The organism is Cognatiyoonia sediminum (assembly GCF_900129845.1).
GTDB lineage: Bacteria > Pseudomonadota > Alphaproteobacteria > Rhodobacterales > Rhodobacteraceae > Cognatiyoonia > Cognatiyoonia sediminum.
In genome coordinates, this window is sequence record NZ_FQXB01000001.1 from 42,234 (window position 1) to 60,869 (window position 18,636).

Genomic DNA, 18,636 nt, shown 5'->3' on the forward strand with positions numbered 1-18,636 from the left:
TTCAATGAGTATGCACAGCGCTTTGTCTGACGTGCCGCAATCTGCCGGTCTGTCACCTGAACGGACGGCTTTCATGGCCAGTTACCTCGAAGGGCTCACATTGGTCGAACGGCTTCACCGATTGCTTTTGGATGTCATCAAGGATGAGTTCGAACGATTGGGCATTTTGGAAATCAATCCTGTTCAGGCGCTCTTGCTTTTTAACGTGGGCGACAATGAAGTGACGGCCGGAGAACTGAAAAGCCGCGGATATTATCAAGGCTCAAACGTCAGCTATAACCTCAAGAAATTGGTGGAAAACGGCTATATGCATCACCAACGCAGCGAGGTTGATCGCCGTTCCGTGCGTGTGCGTTTGACGCAAAAGGGACGGGACATTCGCAAAATCGTTGCTGAACTCTTTGCGAAGCATTCCGAAGGGTTGGTTGGTCGCGGTGTCGTCGATCTGATGGGAATGGACGATATCGTATCCTGCTTGCGCCGGATCGAGCGATATTGGACAGAACAAATTCGATATATCTATTGATCTGCTGGCGCGAGCCAGCCGATGGCGAGGGCTTGAAGCTCACGCACCAGTTTGCGCTCCATCGCGTTTTCGAAATCAACAAATCCAGCAGCCTCTTCAATAAAAGCACCGGCACCCCTGATGACTTCAGTCTCGTAGTACGTCGGCAGATGAAAAGGCTCTCCCTCTGCATCGGTTCTGATCGCCAGCCCGTTCACTGTTACACCCTCGAAGGGAAAGGCCGCAAAAGCTGAGGATGGCGGGAACCCATCGTTGCTTTCGCCATCACCCGAAACATCGATGGTTTTGAAAAGACAGTCAGGTGCGTCTCTCAGAAGCAATGACGCATATCCAAGCGCATGCCCGAGCGCGGTGGGATCGTCTGTGTATTGTCTTGCAGATGTACTCACACGTTCAGACGCGTCTTCAAGGTCTTCAGGCGTCTCGATCAGTGTCCAATCCAAAATCTCTGACTGGCTGAAACGCCCTGACCATTCGAAAATAGCCAAGGCGACGGGATCAGGACTGACAAAAAAGGCGTCTTGAACGTCTTGGGCCAGCAAAGCATTAGCCAGCCCTTGCCGCTGCAACGCATCTTCGCGCGCATCGACGGAAATCGACACATCCATCGCCAGAACCAAGGCCAAGCGGCACGCGTCCGCTGGGTTCGGCAAAACGGCAAGAGCGGCAAAAAGCGAGAGCGTTCTTACCAATGCCCAGTGTTGCCCATGCTCGTCCAAGGTTCAGCCGGTTCTTTGGCATCGCCGGTTTGGATCAATTCTACGGAAATGTTGTCCGGTGACCGCACAAAGGCCATATGCCCATCGTGTGGGGGGCGGTTGATCGTGACACCATTGTCCATCAGATGCTGGCACAAGGCATAGATATCATCCGTCGCATAGGCGAGGTGGCCGAAATGGCGACTGTCGGAGGGCAATCCTTCGTCACCATCCCAGTTATATGTCAGTTCAACGGGGCAATCCTCATCCCCCGGTGCCGCCAAAAAGATCAATGAAAACCGCCCACCTTCATTGTCGTAGCGGCGGGTTTCTTTCATGCCCAGCAGTTCGAAAAACTTGATAGAAGCATCTAGGTCTTTGACGCGAACCATGGTGTGCAAATACTTCAGTGACATCGGCATCCTCTTTGTTCTGTTTCAACAAGACCTAGGCCAGCCAATGCAAAGTGCCAATGGCTAAGAGATCAAAAAGAGGACCGGAAATCCAAACCGACGCTGACACCTTCCGCGTCGAACTGATCCACTGATGACCGCGTGCGCTCAGCGAGGACAGATACAACAGGTTGAAAACCAAAGACTTCGGCCTGAGGCGCGGCCACATCGGCACCAATGCTAACGGTGATGTCCTCGCGATCAAAGGGCGCAAAACGCGTATCGCCAATGTCGGAAAAAACAGCATCAGAGTTGATCGTTACGAAGGTGCCCAAAATGGGTTGCGCAAAAATATAAGACACGCCTGCGGACAACGAGACGTAGTCGCTGTCTTCGATGTCGGAATTGCTGCGAAGGATTTGGAAATTCGACCGCACCCGGTCGCCACTTTCTAGAATGGACAGCAACTGAGCGTTCGCGCCGAACGTCCTGACGGGGATATCGTCGCTATAGCTGGCACTCGCCGATGCGGAAATCCCAAAGGTTAAGAGGTTCTGAGGGTCAAGTAAGAAGGGTTGTGAGGCATTGACGGCCATGTAGCGGTTTGATTGCTCGCTTGCGTACCAGTTCTTACCAATTGAAAGGGCGAACGTCGCTGGACGCAGATCCTCGCCCAATCGCGTGAGGTGCCGAATTCCAAATGACAAAGAGTCGCGATTAAAGTCGCGGTTCGAAGACGTTGGCGATTGCTCTTTGGCTTCATCACTCAGCCGATAGCGCCGAATGCCAACGTCGGCGGAAATAAACGTCGCTGAATTCTCGGTCGCATTAAGACGATATTGAGCGCCAAAGTCCAAGTTCGCTTCTATCCCAGACAAGGCGCGCTCGTTATCACCCAATAGCCGCAACCCAGACTCAGGATCATAAATGCCGAAAAACGCTAAGAATGCAGCCAGACCTTCATCAACGTTGTCATCAAGGTACCCGACGTCGGCCTGACTGCCGCCATTGATATTCGCAGAAGGGGCAACACCGAATGAGGCGTTGAAAGACCAAGGGTTGATGCGACGAAGGGCTTGGTAATCTTGCGCAACTCTGTTTGCCGTCTCTTCATCGGGCGCATTTTCCCGCGCCAATCGCAGCCAGAATTGCGCCCAGCTGAACCTTTCTTCATCAGCATTTGCCGACGCTGCGAGTCGTGCTGCTTCGTATCTGCGAGCAGGGGACTCGGCCAGCCAATAGGCCCGCCGCGCCGCTTGTCGCGCAAGTGAAGGCTGTTCCAAGACCCGCAGTGCACCGGCACGGATGATCCAAGCGCGCTGGTCGTTTGCGTTGGCGGTGATCAAACCATCAGCCACTTCAAGCGCGGCGGCCGCATTTCCATCTACAAGCAAGTTGAACGCCAGCTGGCGCGCTTGCGGAAATGTCAGGTCTAGTGTCGTTTCGGCCGACGCAACTTGCCCACAAGCAAAAAAAAGAGCCGCGCCAATCCCTTTAAGGGTCGAAATCAGGCTGCGCGTCGTCACAGAACGGTCCATCTCCGGCAAGTCCACATTTGGTTAAAACGATTAGTCCAAATTCTTCTTCGTTATCAATTTCGGGGATGAAATCACCAGTCAAGTGGACACCCATGGCGACGCCGGAAGCTTCATTACCACCGAATGTGCCTCCATAACTTCCAACCGCGGAAGCGTCAGGGCGATTTGCCTCACCAAAAAATGTGCCATTTTCTAAGATATCAGCCGGAACGAGACCGATATCAAAAAGAGTAAACGGATCCAACGCGGTCGCTGATGCGACCCTTCGATTTGCAATCCCGCCGTTAACCTGCATATCGACAAAATCGGCGTTGATCAAAACATCGCCAAGTACACGAGCCGGCTGACCGGCGAGTAAGTTAGCCGGGATACCGGAACTTGCTGTTAACAGTTGAGAGTCATCGAGTTCGTCGAAATTCAAAATACCAATATATCGTCCTGTGTAGGCCACGAGCCCATTGTCCGGCTGTGATGAGACATGCGGTGTGTAGTTGTTTTGGGTATAATATACACCGGCAATAAAGCGTGTGAATTGACCCCCATCCATTACCAAAACGCCGGTAGTGTTTCCGTCGTTGCTGGATTGACCGTATCCGACAAAGAAGCGATCCAACGCGTCTTCTTGCTGCGAAAACGCTACATAACCATCAACGTCGAGCGCCGTGTTTCGCTCGTAGACCGCTTCCAATGGCGTTGAGTCCAAAGACGTGATTGTTACCGTCAACGTTTCGTCACCGGCATCGAAGTCCGCTGAAACGAGGTTGAACGCGATTGGTTCAGGAATGCCGTTGTCAGCAAACTCAATCTCTTCGCCTTCTTCGTCCAAAATTGGTTCGCCATCCCCGTCGGTAACCGTGCCCTCGTTTTCGAGGTTTGTTTCTGTTCCGTCGTCAGGAAATACCAAGGGTTGCTCGTTGTCACATGCAGCGAGCAACGCCACTACCGAAACAGCCGTTAAAAAACGTGTCATTTGAATGCCCTGCGCTCGATTCAATTTTAGCTTTTTTTTGTACAATCCTGATGCGGCAGGAATAAGTCAACGTAAGATAAACCGAAGAGCAGCACATTGCCGCCAAATATCGAGGTTTTGCCACACCTCACCTCAAGATATAGTGGTCTGCGACTCATTCACAGCCAGTGGTTGATCAAACGGGCAGGGGACAACGATGCAAGAATACCTCAACGCACTCAAAACCGTGATGGAACAGGGGGTTCCGAGCGATGATAGGACCGGCACGGGCACGATCTCGCACTTTGGGATGCAGTGCCGCTATGACCTGCGCAAAGGGTTTCCACTGGTCACGACGAAGAAGCTGCACCTCAAGTCGATCATTCATGAGCTGCTTTGGTTTCTTGATGGCGACACGAACATCAAATATCTCAAGGACAACGGTGTCAGCATCTGGGATGAATGGGCCGACGAGAACGGCGATCTTGGCCCCGTCTACGGCCACCAATGGCGCAGTTTTCCGAAACCCGGTGGCTCGACCGACCAGATCACGAACCTCATTGAGCAGATCAAAACCAACCCCGACAGCCGCCGCCTGATCGTTTCCGCTTGGAACCCTGGCGAGGTCGATGACATGGCGCTGCCCCCTTGTCACACGCTCTGGCAGGTCCGCGTTCAGAACGGCACGATGCACCTGCAGCTCTACCAACGCTCCGCCGATATGTTCCTCGGCGTGCCGTTCAACATCGCCTCTTACGCGCTGCTGCTGGAAATGCTCGCCCATGTGACGGGCAACAAAGCGGGAGAGTTCATCCACACTATGGGCGACGCACATATCTACTCCAACCACGTGGAGCAGGTTCAAACCCAGCTTGCCCGCGACCCGCGCGAAGCGCCGCGCCTTATCATCAAACGCAATGTCGACAGAATCTTCGATTTCAAGTTCGAGGATTTTGAATTCGAAGGCTACGACCCGCATCCCCACATCAAAGCACCGGTGTCCGTATGATCTCTCTCATCGTTGGACGCGCCCGAAATGGGGCCATTGGGCGGGATGGAGACATCCCATGGCACGTGCCCGAAGACCTGAAATTCTTTCAGCGCGAAACCATGGGTGGGGCCATCATCATGGGTCGGAAGACGTGGGAAAGCCTGCCCTTTAAGCCCTTGAAAAACCGCCTGAATGTGGTCGTGTCACGCGGAGAGTTCGAGGGCGCAGACATCTGCGTCAACTCCGTTACGGCTGCGGTGAACGCTGCCCGCGCCGCTGGTCATTCCCGCATTTATGGGATCGGAGGGGCGGGCATCTACGAGGCGATGCTGCCGCTGGCGTATCGGCTGCTGATCACCGAAGTGGATCTGGAGATCGAGGACGCCGACACTTTCTTCCCCGAGTTCGATGAGAGCGCGTGGAGCGTTGAGCTGGGGATTGTGTTGAAGGCCGAAGGGCCGAGGTGTGTGATGCGGGAGTTTTTGAGGGTTGGGTGAGGAATGTCCTGACTGCCGCGAAAGCCAGTAGGTCATCCTTGGTTCACATCAAGTTTGGCCCGGCAGCGCCGGGCAGCTCCCGGACCTCCCCCCGAGGGGAGGGCGCTTCACGCTCACCCCTGAGGTCCGTTCGCTGCCCTCTGTTTGGCGTGATAGCCGAAGAGTAAGTCTATGCTTCCTGATAACCCCCTGTTAAAATTAACAAAATAACCTTTAACGCGTTTCGCTGCGAAACCGCTCTGCCGCAAGCCTTTCCAGACATCCCCCACCACGCTACGCTCTACCCATGACGCTAACAGACCGCCTCCACGCACGCCTCAAAGACCTCGACGCAGAAGATGCAGCAGGTCAACAGGGCGAGAAAACGGTGGAGTTGGATCAGCAGGCGGTCGGGCGTCTCTCCCGTATGGATGCGCTGCAATATCAAGCCATGGCCCAAGCTCAAGCCCGCCGTCGCGCCGCCGAACGGCAGAAGATCCACGCGGCGCTGAAACGCATAGACGAGGGCGAATACGGGTACTGCACCGATTGTGGCGAGGATATTGAACCCAAACGCCTCTCCGCTGATCCGGCCACAGCGCTCTGCCTCGACTGCCTGCGGGGGTAGGCGATTCGCTGCGAATGTGGCGAAAATGAGTAGGCGGATTGCTGCCTTTGTTTCGGCCAGAAAAACAGTGCTGCAGCGGCGCTTTGGATTGTTTATCGCGTCTCACGATTTTCAAAAGGCGTGGTATTTGGTGGTAAGCATATGACAAATATAAGAAAAATAAAAAGCGAGTCGTAACGTCAACCCCTGAAATCCTGCCTTATTTCCATTTTTGGAATTTGGAGCGCTTCTGACATCGGGCATATTGGGCGGGTGCTTTTTGTAGTTGGTGTCTGGTTTCCAATCTTTGGGGGAAGACAATGAAAACTGCTGCTGTAACGAAATCCGAAAAACCATCCTTTCCAACGATCCGCCACGATCTGTTGGACCGTTTGTCTGAAAAGGCCGAGCAACTCACGCGGCCAGAGCCGAAGTCAGACAAAAAAGCCGCCCCACATAATGGATGGGCGGCGTAAAAAGGGGTTAAGGGCGCGCAGGCGCGCCCTCGCATTCTTTAAAAATGCTTAATCGCTTTTAGGCGGGCTTGCTCAGGTTGCCAGCCATCTGGCGACCGTCACGACCTTCGACCAATTCGTAATCGATCTTTTGGTCATCGGCCAAACCGGTCATGCCGGCCTGTTCTACCGCTGAAATATGCACAAACACGTCTGAACCGCCTTCATCTGGGGCGATGAAGCCGAACCCTTTGGTCGTATTGAACCACTTTACGGTGCCGCTTGGCATGTCTTTTCTCCAATCAATGCGCCAGTCTTGCAGCGCCCCGATTGGGCGTATGTCTTCTGGCCTTATGGGTAAGAGCTTAGCGCGTTTGTGCAAAAGGCAAATGACAACTCATTGTGATCCGCTATGGTGCGGCGAAATTGCTCATCAAGGGGTCTGGAATGCAGGTATTTGCCTTAAAATCATGCGATACATGCCGGAAGGCGGTCAAAGCGCTGACGGCAGCAGGGCGGTCGTTTGAGGTTGTGGATGTGCGCGCTGACGGCGTGTCAGGGGCGGATTTAGCGGCGATCTTGGATCAGTTTGGGGAACAGGCGATCAACAAGGCTTCTACGACATGGAGGGGGCTGGATGAGGCGGAGCGGGTTTCAGCACCACTAGACCTTCTCAAAGCGCATCCGACGCTGATGAAGCGGCCCGTGATCCGGGATGGGGATCAATGGACGATCGGATGGAAAGCTGACGTTCAGTCAATTTGGCTTGGAAACGCATAGGTCTCTGCCTACTTAGGCCAAAGGAAGACGGGAGAGCACGATGCGCAACGCAGCTATGTTTTTGGGAATTATTGCCGGATTGATGGGTATTTTCATCGGCTTTTTCGGCTTTGCCTATGTCGAATTTAGCGAGGCGCAGCCAGATATTGCTGGGGTGATCGGCGTTTTTGAGAACCCTGCGTTGATTCAGATTGCGAGTTTCTTCGCACCGTTGTTGGCCATCGCCGGTGGGGCAATGGCCAGTTCTCGTGGGCTCTGGGGCGGCCTTTTGATGCTGCTGTCAGGCCTGTGTTTCTTTTATGCCTTTGGGTTCAACGTCTTTACGTTCTTCCCGATCGGCTTTGCAGCGCTGGGTGGCGTCTTGGCTATTGCTGCCCGTCAGCCCGATGTCCCAACATCCCATTAAGGGCACGGTCGACAGAGATACTGCCAGCACCTTTGAAGACGAGGACCGACAGACACATCACCCACATTGTTCGCTGATCGAGGATCAGTGAGGCGGAGTCTGCGTCGAACCAAGCACCGAACACGGCTGGGTCGTTGATCGTACCGTGGGCGTAAAGGTCAGTCAGCGACTGCACAAAGATGAAGCCGATCATGCCGAGGGCAGAGAGGCGTGTCAGCAAACCGATGACGATAGATAGCGGTAGAATGAACTCGGCCCATGTCCCAGCGAGAACCACGAGCGTGTGGAAAAAGGACAATTGCGAGACGTCATAACCCACAGCTTCCATCTGTTTTGGGAAGATTTGTGCATATGCGCCTAAGGACGGATTGAGGAAACCGAAGAACCCATCTCCCAGTTTTGTCAGACCAGATTTCCAGAAATAGACCAGAAGAACGGCTGCGAAGGAGAAGCGTGCCATGAGCGGCAGGATTTCATCTCCGGCGCGGGACATGGATGCGCCGACGCGGTTGAAACTTTCTAACATAGGTGGAGGCCTTTCAGTTTAGTTCTATGATGGCGCGTTGGCTGAGCAAAAGCCCAAGGGTTGCGCCTAAGTCGAGATCATCACCAGCTTCGGCAAGTGCCAGCCCGAGGGATTTACCCTCTTGCAGCGCTTTGATGCAGGATGCGTCAGCGGTTGAGATTTTGTGGATCGTTGGATCGAAGTGCGGGCGGGCGATTAGGACGCTTTCGGCACCCGGTTCCGGTTTTGGTGCGTCTTCGCGTGTGTTCGCCATATAGATTGCGTGGATCGGGTAGTCTTTCGAGCTGACCACTTGCACCGCGGGGGCGATCGTCATCTGCAATGCCATGAGGTCTTCGGGAGCGACTGCGGCGAGCGCTTGACCATCAATCGGTTCGGCGTCGGCGGCGTGATAGGATTTACGGATCGCAAGCTCGACACGGGCGATGTCGGGCAGGTAGCGGTGGTTTTTTGTCGGCTCAAACCGTGTGAGGAACTGCGGCAGGTGTTCGCCATAGTGCATCATCAATGGCGATGAAGGTGGGAACTTGCGCAGGTAAACCCCTGCCATGGCGCGGAAAAATTCATCCCCGACCAGCTTGCGAACGACGGGAAAGGCGGACTCCAGCGCGTCTGAGAGGCTGACGGCGACGTTGTTGCGGTAGACGTCAAACCGTTTGGTCGCTTGCGCGCCATCGGGGTTTTGCAGGCCCTCTGGCGCAGGCAATGCAGGGTCTAGAAGACCCTTTCTAAAGGCGGTCTGAGTGACGATCATGCTGCCACCAATTCCAGTGCAGCATGGGCGCGGGCGACTTCAGCGGCGAGAACCGGCCATTCGGGAACGTCTGTGTCCCATTCGATCAGCAACGGTTTTCGGCCTGAGCGTTCAAGCGTGTAGTCGAGCAGGGCCCAGACCGGATCAACGACGGCTTTACCGTGGCTGTCGATCAGCAGTGGCGCACCTGTTTCGTCTTCGTCTTCGTCGTGGCCACCAAGGTGAATTTCTCCAACGGCGTCGAGGGCGAAATCGTCGATATAGGCCTGAGGGGAGGTGTTGAGGTTCGTGGCGCTGACAAACACGTTGTTGACGTCAAGCAGCAGGCCACAGCCGGTGCGGCTGACGATTTCTTTCAGGAAATCTGTCTCTGACATAGTGGATTCAGCGAATGCGAGGTAGCTGGAGGGGTTTTCCAGCAGCATTTTGCGGCCCACAACCTCTTGCACTTCGTCGATGTGATCGGCGACGCGTTTGACTGTTTTCATGTTGTAAGGCAGCGGCAGAAGGTCGTTCAGGAAATGGCTGTCGTGTGTGGACCATGCCAAATGTTCAGAGAAACTTGCGGGGTTCAGCCAGCCGATCAGGTGCTTGAGGCGGGCGAGGTGATCTTTGTCCAGGTCGCCTTCTCCACCGATGGAGAGGCCGACACCGTGTACAGAGATCGGGAATTGTTCGGAGAGGTGACGCAGTTGCGCAATCGGGCGTCCGCCGTCCCCCATGTAGTTTTCGGCATGGATCTCGAGCCAGCCGAGCGGACCGGGGTTGCCCAAAATATCTTTGTAGTGCTGAGGCTTGTGACCGACGCCGGGTTTATTTGGCAGGGCGTTGAAGGAAGTCGCATCAAGCATGGGCGCACCGTGGTCTTCAAAAGGAATAGGGTGGACGTACGCCCACCCTATAGGAATTTAGCTTATGCTGGAAGGTCGCGCTCTAGGGCTTCCAAAGACCCAACGCGTGCTGTGCCGTCTGCCATAGCTGGCAGTTCGATGTCTGCACATGTGCCAGCTGGAACGAGTGTCCAAGCGTTGCCTTGGTAGTCAACTGTGGAAGAACCTGCACATGTTGTGCCTGGGCCAGCTGCGCAGTCATTGGCACCAGCCAATGAAACGCCGTAGCATTTTTCGTTTTCTTGAGCAGCAGCGGAACCTGCGGCGCCAGCAACTGCTGTTGCAACTGCGGATGCGACGATGAGCGTTTTAGATACTGTGGACATGAACTTTTCCTCTATCTGGGCTTGTTAAAGTTGTCCGCCTGATTGGCGATGACCAAAACCTATGCGCCACGTCGGTTTCCTTCCACTCACAGACGCGTGCCTCGCGTTTCCGTGAGCGGATTTTAACGGATTTCCGCCGAGTCTGTTGAAGAAAGGCTAAGAAACAGCAAACCCGCCGAGGTTTGTCGGCGGGTTTGTTACAGTTTTAGCGTTTTGAATGTTACAATCGATCTGGAGGTGTGGCTGACTTGGCCAATTCTGTAACAATCTCATCGAGTGATGTTACAGAAGTCTTGTTCTCGCCCAGCCTTCTGACACTGACGGTCTTTTCCTCAACCTCACGCGCGCCGATCGCCAGAATCACTGGAACCTTGCCGTGGCTGTGTTCGCGGACCTTGTAGTTGATCTTTTCGTTACGAAGATCGGTTTCAGCACGTACGCCGGCCGCTTTGAGGGCGGCGACCACTTCGTTTGCGTAGTCGTCGGCATCAGAGATGATGGTCGCGACCACAACCTGACGCGGGGCGAGCCAGAACGGCAGCTTACCGGCGTGTTCTTCGATCAGAATGCCGATGAAGCGTTCGAACGAGCCAAGCGTCGCACGGTGGAGCATTACTGGGCGATGTTTGCTGCCGTCTTCGCCGACATAAGTCGCGTCCAATCGTTCGGGTAGAACGAAATCCACCTGATGGGTACCGCATTGCCAATCGCGGCCGATGGCGTCTGTCAAAACGAACTCAAGCTTGGGGCCATAGAATGCGCCTTCGCCCGGGTTGAGCGTTGGTTCGATTCCAGCGGCGCGGGTTGCAGCCAGCAAGGCCGCTTCTGCTTTGTCCCAAACTTCGTCTGATCCCGCGCGTTTTTCCGGCCGGTCGGAGAATTTGACGCTGAAATTCTCAAATCCGAGGTCTTTATAGACCGTGCTGAGGAAGCGGATGAATTCTGCGGTTTCGCTTTCGATCTGATCTTCGCGGCAGAAGATATGGCCGTCGTCTTGGGTAAACCCGCGCACACGCATGATGCCATGGAGCGCTCCAGAGGGTTCATAGCGGTTACAGGATCCGAATTCTGCCATCCGCAGAGGCAAATCACGGTAGGATTTGAGACCTTGGTTGTAGACCTGAACGTGGCACGGGCAGTTCATCGGTTTCAGCGCGTTGACCGCTTTTTCGCGGGCGTGCTCTTCATCCACTTCCACAATGAACATGTGTTCTTGGTATTTGTCCCAGTGGCCGGATTGTTCCCAGAGCTTACGGTCGACGACCTGAGGGGTGTTCACCTCTTGATATCCGCCAGCCCGTTGGCGGCGGCGCATGTAGTCCTGAAGCTCAGTGTAAACTGTCCAGCCATTTGGATGCCAGAACACCTGACCGGGGGCTTCTTCCTGCATGTGGAAGAGATCCATCTCTTTGCCCAATTTGCGGTGGTCGCGCTTGGCCGCTTCCTCAAGCATATTGAGGTGCTTGCGCAGGCCTTCTTTGTTGGTGAAGGCGGCGCCATAGATGCGTTGCAACATCGGGCGGTCTGAATCGCCGCGCCAATAGGCCCCGGCGATGGACATCAGGCGGAAACCATCAGCGGGGACTTGACCGGTATTTTGTAGATGCGGGCCACGGCAGAGGTCTTGCCAGTCGCCATGCCAGTACATGCGAAGCGGCTCATCGCCGGGGATGCTTTCGATCAGTTCAACTTTATAAGGCTCGCCGCGGTCTTTATAATATTGGATCGCTTTATCACGTTCCCAAATCTCAGTTGTGACCTCATCGCGCTTGTTGATGATCTCTTTCATCTTTTTTTCGATGAGGGCGAGGTCTTCGGGCACAAAGGGGTCTTTGCGGTCGAAGTCATAGTACCAGCCGTCTTTGATCACGGGGCCGATGGTGACTTGCACGTCGGGCCAAATCTCTTGCACGGCGCGGGCCATGATATGGGCGAGGTCGTGCCGCACGAGTTCGAGCGCCTGCTCTTCATCCTTCATGGTGTGCAGCGCGATGGAGCTATCCTCATGGATCGGCCATTGCAGATCCCAGTGCTGACCATTCACGGTCGCAGAGATCGCCTTTTTGCGCAGGGAATTGGAGATGTCGGCGGCTACGTCTGCTGGGGTGACGCCAGCGTCGTAAGAGCGTGAATTGCCATCGGGAAGTGTCAGGGAAATTTGAGCCATCTTGGGCCAAGCTCCTCGTCTGTTTGGCGCCTACGAAACGCCGGGTTGCGGGTTATGTGTGCGGCTCAATGCCGTGGTGCGTGCGATGTGTCAACCGACTCGCCTGCTATTCCATATCAATCGGGTGATATTGTTTGCGGTCGTAACTTTTGGCGCAGTGGTCCTTGAGCAAATTCTGAGGATGCCATGAAACACTTACCCCTTGTCGCCATGTGTCTTGTTTCGGCTTGTGGAGGTGCCACGACTGGTCACGTCACATTCCACGCGCCGATTGAGGTGGAACCTTACCGCGCGATCAACGAACTCACGCCCTTGGACGAGGTACCTTTGAATGGGTCGGCGCAATATTCAGGGACCATTGGTTTTGGGAGCAACGATGTGAATACCATCGACGATGCACGTGTGGTGGGGGATATGGCGTTAGACGTCGATTTCCGACGAGATCGAGTCAGCGGAACTTCGGACCGGTTTGTGGATCGCCTGACAGGTGAACGATTGACGGGCGCATTGGAGAGTGATTTGCGGATTTACCGTGACGCCGAGGATACGGCGTCGGATGCTTTGGCAGGTTTCACAGATGGAATTTTGCGGCGTCCGAATGGGAGGCGTGTGGACGTCGAGCTTGATGTGTTTGGTGATTTCTACGGCACTCGCGGACGACGGATTGCTGGAACAGTCGAGGGTGAGGCAAAGGGCTTGGCCGTTTCGCCGACAGATACTGTGAACGGCGTTTTTGATGTCCGGCGATGACGTTGCGAAAGTATACATATGAATACGTTGACTGCGACACGTGGTGGTTTAAATCCGACTTAGTTTCCGATCGGAAACCGGAGAGTCGCAAGGGAGTAGCCGCCAAATGCCGAAGTACAATCGCCAATTTGATCTCAATCAAGATGAATTGTCTCTGATCGAAACTGCGCTGCGCGAGCGGTCGGCGCGATTGGTGGATGCAAAGGCAGTGGCAGAGCATGGAAATGTGTCTCAAGCGCATATCGAAGACACAATCCGTGCCGGTGAAGAGCTGTTAGGGCGGTTGCACAATCAGAAGGTTTTTTATCGCCCTAAGAAGCAGGTTTACATTGGCGGCTAAGCGACTTCTGAGTAGGTCCCCAACTTAGCACTCCACGTTGGAAATACTCTGTTTCCGCGACGTTCTGCCCACAGCTTGGTAATATAGCTTGTCAGTCCTGCGGATGAGATTTAGCGTGTTTCGGGTTACCGGCTGTCACCGGTTGAGGGGATGTCTTGATGTTTGCACGGAATTTTCTGAGATCTGCGCTGGCGTTGGGCGGATTTGCGGCTCTGGCGAGTTGCGGTGGTGGCAGCACCTCGACCCCTGCGGCGGCAAGTTTCGCGGATGTTCAGGGTGAAATATCTGACTTTGTAGACGAATTGAACGCCTTGCCTGCGACGCCAGTTTCGAATCTGCCGGTAAACCAAGATATATCTTACCGAGGTGCGATCGTTGTCTTTGAAACCAATGATAGATTGGAACAATTCAGCCCACTTGGAGTTCCCGGCCTCGATTTGGATTTTGCAAGCCGGGCACCCACTCTCGACCTTGATTATGCAGCGATTGGCGAATTGGATATCGTCATTGGCTATCCTGCTCCTGGCGGTAGAGGCACGATAACCGGTTCGGCAGACAATTTTTACGAATTGCGGAACCCAAATGGAGGTGTTGATGCAGCAGGCTCGCGCGGTTCAATCGACGGTTCCCTTAACTTTGGCCGCAACGGAGTGATTTCTGGCGATCTGGATAAAGTGTCTGGAGAGACTGCTAGTTATGAGCTTAGAAGTGGTGATTTCGGCTTTATCCTGCCGTTCGGAAATAACGCTGACGCGATAGCCGGCGGCGCGATTGGAAATTCCAGTGCCTCAGGCCGTGCACGGGTGAATGCTGGTGCGGTATTCTTGGGCGACCGGCAGTAACACCTCTACGAGCGTTTTCCAAAGGCCCGCCACGTTCAATTGCGGGCCCTTTGGGGGTTCGCTTGGGCTTGTGACTGGCACTTCTTTGTGTTGATTTCATTCTATGACCTCTGATCTGGCCAAACCCGTATCATTCACCTCGCCGCAGGGTCGGCGTATTGCTTACCACCTCACAGAAGGCACCGGCCCGACGGTCGTCTTCCTCGGTGGTTTCAAATCCGACATGGGTGGGACCAAAGCGGTTTTCTTGGAAGAGCGGGCAAAAGCGCAAGGGCGCGGATTTTTGCGGTTTGACTACTCTGGCCACGGGGAAAGCGGCGAAGAGTTTACAGACGGCAGTATTGGCGACTGGTTCGAAGATGCTTGTGCGGCATTGGCCCTCGTCGACGGGCCGGTGCTTTTGGTGGGATCGTCAATGGGGGGGTGGATTTCGCTTTTGGTGTCCCGCACCATGCCAGAGAAGGTCGCAGGGCTTGTCACTATCGCCGCAGCACCAGACTTTACAGAGGACAGCATGTGGGCGGGTTTTGATGAGGTTCAACGTGCGGAGCTTGAAAGTGAAGGTCAAGTGGCGCTGCCGTCGGACTATGGCGAACCTTACATTATCACTAAGCGGTTGATCGAAGAGGGGCGGGATCGGCTGGTTCTACGCGATCCTTTGCCGTTGAATTTCCCGGTTCGGTTTCTACAAGGCACGGCTGACGAGGACGTAGAAATGTCGGTCGCATTGCGCCTATTGGAACACGCGGATGGGCCCGACATGCGATTGACGCTCGTTGATGGCGCAGATCATAGGTTTTCTGATGAAACCTGCCTCGCTCTTATCGTTGACGCGGTTGAAGACGTAAGTAGCCGAATTTAGGCGCGGCTCGGTAAGAACCGCGCCCCTTAATCTTTAGAGAAGTTGGTAGCTGTGCGGCACGTAGCGGAAACCGTCGTCGCGTGGCGCGACGTAGCCGAGCCCAGGGGCGGGCATGTGGTAGCCGATCATTGGCATGCGTTCGGCTGCCAACATACCAAGGATATTCCGGCGAGATGCAGCTGCGGCCGCTTTGTCGATGTCAAACCGCACTTCCCAATCTGGGTAAGCCAGCGAGTAAACCGGATGGTTGGCGAGATCGCCGATAATCATCAGCTGTTCGCCACCGCTTTCAAGCATGTAGACCATATGGCCGGGCGTATGGCCGAAAGCGGCCATACCGGTAACGCCGGATGCTACAGCACCACCGTCACCGATGAAGTTCAGCTTATCGGCCAATGGGCGCACCTTACCTTCAAACGCGCCGTTATCTGCACCGGCCCAATGGTCGAACTCTTGTTGGTTGGCGATGTAGGACGCATTCGCGAAGGTTTCGTTGCCGCCATCATCAGTCAGGCCACCGATGTGATCGCCGTGCATGTGAGTGATGACAAGGTGCGTGATATCATCGGCGGAATATCCTGCCGCAGCGAGGGCGTTTGTTGTGCCTTCTGCGTTCAAGCCCGCATCGAAGAGGATCACTTCGGAGCCCGTGTTTACGACGGTAGGAGTGAAAAAGAATTGAACAGAATCCGAGGGAATGAAGTTTTCCTCGCTCACGGACGCGAATGTCTCCGCATCCACGTTAAGGCCGAAAATTCCGTTGGGGTTGTCGACTGGACGAGAGCCCACGAGAAGCGTCGTTACACGGAAGTCACCGAGCGAGAAATCACTGTGCAAAGGCTTTGGGGCTGCGGATGCGTGGCCATCTGCAGCAGCACTGGTTGGAAGCGCTGCGGCGAGGGGTAGGGCGGAGCCTGCGAGTAGGGCCTGACGGCGGGAAATAGACATGGGAACCTCCGGTGTTGCAGTTGTTTGGTTGGGTCTGGACGTGTTGCGAACGTCTTTGAAATCAAATTGAGTTTGTGTGCGGCTGCACACAGGCAGTCTCTCATGAGTGTTTTCGACGGTGTCTGGACCGACGTCACGTAACGTTTCCGTTGGCCAGTCGTGATCGCGCCTTTAGAGTGGTTCAAACGCGTTTGGGAGGATCGCATGGCACTATCGTTAGGGCAAAAGGCTGGCTGGGGGTTGGCTGATATGGGGATTGTTGTTTTTGTCATTGTAAAACAACTTCTTATCCTCACGTTTTTAACAGCATTTCTTGGCGTTCCTGTTGGAATTGCTGGCTTTGTCACAACGGCCGTCTTGGTCTTTGATATGGTGACGGACCCGCTGGTTGGTTACTTAAGTGACCGGACAGAAAGTCGCTGGGGCCGACGTGCGCCTTGGATGTTCTGGGGAGCGCTCGTGATGGCTGCTGGGACAGTTGGTATGTTTGCGGTGCCGTCTGGCTTTAGCAGTACCGGTAACTTGCTTTGGGTTATTGCGTTTTTCCTTGTCGCGACGGTCGGCTTCACCATGGTGGCGATCCCCTATAGCGCGCAGGCCGGAGAAATTACCGACGATCCGAAGGAACGGTCCTCGATGACTGGGTTCCGCATGGCCTTTGCCAGCGTTGGAATTTTGATCGGCGGGGCGCTGATCCCCGGACTGGCAGGCAGCTTTGGTTACGCGATGGCGACCTTGATGGTGACGCCACTCATGGTCGGGGCGATTTGGATTTCGATCTTCGCGACCCGCAACGCGCCGCGCGGCGAAGCACCCGAAGAGGTGAGCCTTGGCAAGGCATTCGGCCTAGTGGCGAGCAATAAGCCCTTCATGGTTCTTGTGGTACTTTATGGCGTGATGACGCTGGCCGTCGCTTTGATCACGGCAGGGCTGCCATTTGGGGCTATTTATTTGATCCTTGATAACGGAGAGACGGCTTTGTCAGGTGCTGCTCAAGCCCTTTCGGTTTTGAGCCTGATGTTCGCGGCCTTTGTAGTGGGCGCGATTCTGAGCCAAGCGGTTTGGGTGTTGCTCTCACATCGGATAGGCAAGGTTGGAGCGCTTTCCATTGGGTTGGCGCTTTATATGGTGTTGCTTTACGTGCTGAACATGGCCTTGCCGTCGGTCAACGTCACGGCCATAGCGGGCCTCTTCGTGATCGCAGGGTTTACGAATGGCGCATACCAGCAAATCCCTTGGGCGATTTTTCCTGATTTGATGGACATCACCCGAAAAGAAAGCGGCATCGCTTTAGAGGGGGCGTTTTCGGCGATTTGGCTTTTTGGTCAAAAATTGGCGAACGCTTTGGCGCCTGCCGTTTTGGGCCTCATCCTTGCATCTGCGGGATGGCAGGAAACGACCGAAGGTGCTGTTGATCAAAGTGTGGAGGCGCTGGCAACTTTGCAAGATTCGATTACTCTGATCCCCGCGAGCATCTTAGGAGTGGCACTTTTGGCTTTGATCTTTATTTACTTGCCGATGCAACGGCGTGCCCTTGGTTGAACTGGCTGGCATAGGGGCGCGGCTGGCCCAGCGCGAGGCGACTGTGCCCGCCCTGCGCCCCGGGTGCGAGAAACGCATCCAATGGGCGGCGAAGGAGGACCGGCAAACGCCTTATTCTGTGGTGTTTATCCACGGGTTTTCGGCTTCCTCAGGGGAGCTGTCCCCCTTACCGCAGATCATCGCTAAAGCCTTGCGCGCCAATCTATTTTTTGCGCGGTTAGAAGGCCACGGTCAGGATGGGGCGGCCTTTGGCGCGGCGACCTTTGACGGGTGGATGGCGGACACCAAGGAAGCCTTCGAGATTGGGCAGGCGATTGGCGAGCGTGTGATCGTGATCGCTTGTTCGACCGGTTGTACCCTGACCACATTGGCCTTGGCGGCAGGCCAGAAGGCTGCGGGCGTTGTCTTTGTATCTCCGAATTTCGGTTTGCGGAGTGTGCTTGGCCAATTCGTCTTGGATCTGCCGTTCATCAAACACTATGGGCATCTCTTGGCTGGAAAAGAACGCAGCTTTCCGATCCACAATGAGGGCCACGCTCAATATTGGACGACGACCTATCCGATCTCTGCTGTTTATCCGATGGGGGAGGCGGTGCGTCGTGCGCGAAAGGTGGGCTATGCGTCGCTGAAAACGCCGGCCTTTTTTGCTTTAAACGAGAAGGACCAGGTCATCAGCGCAAAACGTGCGACAAAGGTGATCCGAGCATGGGGCGGGCCGGTGACGCACCTCCGGCTGAATCAGGGGCCTGATGACGATGAAATGGGGCATGTGATGGCCGGTGACGTTTTTAGCCCGAAGCAGACCGAACCGCTTGCTGAGCATATTTTGGACTGGGTCAACAAGATTTAGCCAAATCGCCTTGCGGCTGTC

General features: G+C 54.9%; 24 protein-coding genes. 13 read left to right on the forward strand and 11 right to left on the reverse strand.

All coding sequences use genetic code 11. From position 1 onward, the window contains the following. Positions 1-4 precede the first annotated feature (4 nt). A complete protein-coding gene (locus BUA85_RS00215) occupies positions 5-526 on the forward strand; it encodes a MarR family winged helix-turn-helix transcriptional regulator (protein WP_072900322.1) in 522 nt (173 codons plus the stop codon). Here the strand turns inward: BUA85_RS00215 and BUA85_RS00220 are convergent. The 4 genes from BUA85_RS00220 to BUA85_RS00235 all read right to left on the reverse strand — a co-directional run bounded on the left by BUA85_RS00220 (position 520) and on the right by BUA85_RS00235 (position 4,148). Then, positions 520-1,245, reverse strand: coding sequence for a DUF1194 domain-containing protein (locus BUA85_RS00220; protein ID WP_242648963.1), 726 nt, complete (start codon positions 1,243-1,245; stop codon positions 520-522). The genes BUA85_RS00215 and BUA85_RS00220 overlap by 7 nt on opposite strands. Continuing rightward, positions 1,212-1,640 (reverse strand): VOC family protein, encoded by a 429-nt coding sequence (locus BUA85_RS00225; protein ID WP_072900323.1) that lies wholly within the window; start codon positions 1,638-1,640, stop codon positions 1,212-1,214. The genes BUA85_RS00220 and BUA85_RS00225 overlap by 34 nt, the downstream gene beginning before the upstream one ends. Before the next feature lie 68 nt (positions 1,641-1,708). After that, positions 1,709-3,142, reverse strand: coding sequence for a hypothetical protein (locus tag BUA85_RS00230; RefSeq protein ID WP_131802742.1), 1,434 nt, complete (start codon positions 3,140-3,142; stop codon positions 1,709-1,711). Then, positions 3,111-4,148: a hypothetical protein gene (locus tag BUA85_RS00235; RefSeq protein WP_131802743.1), complete on the reverse strand. Its 1,038-nt coding sequence runs from the start codon at positions 4,146-4,148 to the stop codon at positions 3,111-3,113. The genes BUA85_RS00230 and BUA85_RS00235 overlap by 32 nt, the downstream gene beginning before the upstream one ends. Before the next feature lie 172 nt (positions 4,149-4,320). On the opposite strand from BUA85_RS00235, the gene BUA85_RS00240 reads away from it, so the two are divergent. The 4 genes from BUA85_RS00240 to BUA85_RS16705 all read left to right on the forward strand — a co-directional run bounded on the left by BUA85_RS00240 (position 4,321) and on the right by BUA85_RS16705 (position 6,653). Beyond that, a complete protein-coding gene (locus BUA85_RS00240) occupies positions 4,321-5,112 on the forward strand; it encodes a thymidylate synthase (protein WP_072898381.1) in 792 nt (263 codons plus the stop codon). Further along, positions 5,109-5,591, forward strand: coding sequence for a dihydrofolate reductase (locus tag BUA85_RS00245; RefSeq protein ID WP_072898384.1), 483 nt, complete (start codon positions 5,109-5,111; stop codon positions 5,589-5,591). Before BUA85_RS00240 ends, BUA85_RS00245 begins: the two co-directional genes overlap by 4 nt. Before the next feature lie 286 nt (positions 5,592-5,877). Continuing rightward, the gene (locus BUA85_RS00250) at positions 5,878-6,198 is read left to right on the forward strand and encodes a TraR/DksA family transcriptional regulator (RefSeq protein WP_072898386.1); all 321 of its coding nucleotides are present in this window, start codon (positions 5,878-5,880) and stop codon (positions 6,196-6,198) included. Positions 6,199-6,497: 299 nt separating this feature from the next. After that, complete coding sequence (locus BUA85_RS16705; RefSeq protein ID WP_165611565.1) at positions 6,498-6,653, forward strand: hypothetical protein; 156 nt, start codon at positions 6,498-6,500, stop codon at positions 6,651-6,653. Between the two features lie 58 nt (positions 6,654-6,711). Here BUA85_RS16705 and BUA85_RS00255 read toward each other — a convergent pair whose 3' ends face one another. After that, positions 6,712-6,921, reverse strand: a complete 210-nt coding sequence (locus tag BUA85_RS00255) for a cold-shock protein (RefSeq protein ID WP_072898388.1) — start codon at positions 6,919-6,921, stop codon at positions 6,712-6,714. A 158-nt stretch (positions 6,922-7,079) separates the two neighbouring features. Here BUA85_RS00255 and BUA85_RS00260 point away from each other — a divergent pair, with 158 nt between their 5' ends. Together BUA85_RS00260 and BUA85_RS00265 are read left to right on the forward strand one after the other, a co-directional pair. Continuing rightward, positions 7,080-7,412, forward strand: coding sequence for an arsenate reductase family protein (locus BUA85_RS00260; RefSeq protein ID WP_072900324.1), 333 nt, complete (start codon positions 7,080-7,082; stop codon positions 7,410-7,412). 40 nt (positions 7,413-7,452) lie between these two features. After that, the gene (locus tag BUA85_RS00265; protein WP_072898390.1) at positions 7,453-7,818 is read left to right on the forward strand and encodes a hypothetical protein; all 366 of its coding nucleotides are present in this window, start codon (positions 7,453-7,455) and stop codon (positions 7,816-7,818) included. On the opposite strand, the gene BUA85_RS00270 is transcribed toward BUA85_RS00265, so the two are convergent. The 5 genes from BUA85_RS00270 to thrS form a co-directional block, all read right to left on the reverse strand. Continuing rightward, entirely contained in the window at positions 7,778-8,344 is a 567-nt protein-coding gene (locus BUA85_RS00270) for a DoxX family protein (protein ID WP_072898392.1), read from the reverse strand. The two genes, BUA85_RS00265 and BUA85_RS00270, sit on opposite strands and share 41 nt — an antisense overlap. 13 nt (positions 8,345-8,357) lie before the next feature. Further along, the gene (locus BUA85_RS00275) at positions 8,358-9,098 is read right to left on the reverse strand and encodes an HvfC/BufC N-terminal domain-containing protein (RefSeq protein ID WP_072898394.1); all 741 of its coding nucleotides are present in this window, start codon (positions 9,096-9,098) and stop codon (positions 8,358-8,360) included. Beyond that, positions 9,095-9,949, reverse strand: a complete 855-nt coding sequence (bufB, locus tag BUA85_RS00280) for an MNIO family bufferin maturase (RefSeq protein WP_072898396.1) — start codon at positions 9,947-9,949, stop codon at positions 9,095-9,097. The genes BUA85_RS00275 and bufB overlap by 4 nt, the downstream gene beginning before the upstream one ends. 62 nt (positions 9,950-10,011) lie before the next feature. Further along, complete coding sequence (locus tag BUA85_RS00285) at positions 10,012-10,314, reverse strand: BufA1 family periplasmic bufferin-type metallophore (protein WP_072898398.1); 303 nt, start codon at positions 10,312-10,314, stop codon at positions 10,012-10,014. A gap of 220 nt (positions 10,315-10,534) precedes the next feature. Then, positions 10,535-12,481: a threonine--tRNA ligase gene (gene thrS, locus BUA85_RS00290; protein WP_072898399.1), complete on the reverse strand. Its 1,947-nt coding sequence runs from the start codon at positions 12,479-12,481 to the stop codon at positions 10,535-10,537. Between the two features lie 186 nt (positions 12,482-12,667). Here thrS and BUA85_RS00295 point away from each other — a divergent pair, with 186 nt between their 5' ends. The 4 genes from BUA85_RS00295 to BUA85_RS00310 all read left to right on the forward strand — a co-directional run bounded on the left by BUA85_RS00295 (position 12,668) and on the right by BUA85_RS00310 (position 15,275). Further along, a complete protein-coding gene (locus BUA85_RS00295) occupies positions 12,668-13,231 on the forward strand; it encodes a hypothetical protein (protein ID WP_072898400.1) in 564 nt (187 codons plus the stop codon). A gap of 106 nt (positions 13,232-13,337) precedes the next feature. After that, the gene (locus BUA85_RS00300) at positions 13,338-13,571 is read left to right on the forward strand and encodes a hypothetical protein (protein ID WP_072898401.1); all 234 of its coding nucleotides are present in this window, start codon (positions 13,338-13,340) and stop codon (positions 13,569-13,571) included. 158 nt (positions 13,572-13,729) lie between these two features. Continuing rightward, positions 13,730-14,413: a hypothetical protein gene (locus BUA85_RS00305; protein ID WP_131802744.1), complete on the forward strand. Its 684-nt coding sequence runs from the start codon at positions 13,730-13,732 to the stop codon at positions 14,411-14,413. 103 nt (positions 14,414-14,516) lie between these two features. Next, complete coding sequence (locus BUA85_RS00310) at positions 14,517-15,275, forward strand: alpha/beta hydrolase (RefSeq protein ID WP_072898403.1); 759 nt, start codon at positions 14,517-14,519, stop codon at positions 15,273-15,275. A 33-nt stretch (positions 15,276-15,308) separates the two neighbouring features. Here the strand turns inward: BUA85_RS00310 and BUA85_RS00315 are convergent, their stop codons facing one another. Continuing rightward, a complete protein-coding gene (locus BUA85_RS00315; RefSeq protein WP_072898404.1) occupies positions 15,309-16,223 on the reverse strand; it encodes an MBL fold metallo-hydrolase in 915 nt (304 codons plus the stop codon). Between the two features lie 204 nt (positions 16,224-16,427). Between BUA85_RS00315 and BUA85_RS00320 the strand changes: the two genes are divergently transcribed. Then, positions 16,428-17,765, forward strand: coding sequence for an MFS transporter (locus BUA85_RS00320; RefSeq protein ID WP_072900325.1), 1,338 nt, complete (start codon positions 16,428-16,430; stop codon positions 17,763-17,765). Continuing rightward, positions 17,758-18,615 carry an alpha/beta hydrolase gene (locus tag BUA85_RS00325; RefSeq protein WP_072898405.1) on the forward strand — a complete coding sequence of 286 codons (858 nt, stop codon included), beginning with the start codon at positions 17,758-17,760 and terminating at the stop codon, positions 18,613-18,615. Before BUA85_RS00320 ends, BUA85_RS00325 begins: the two co-directional genes overlap by 8 nt. Positions 18,616-18,636 lie beyond the last annotated feature (21 nt).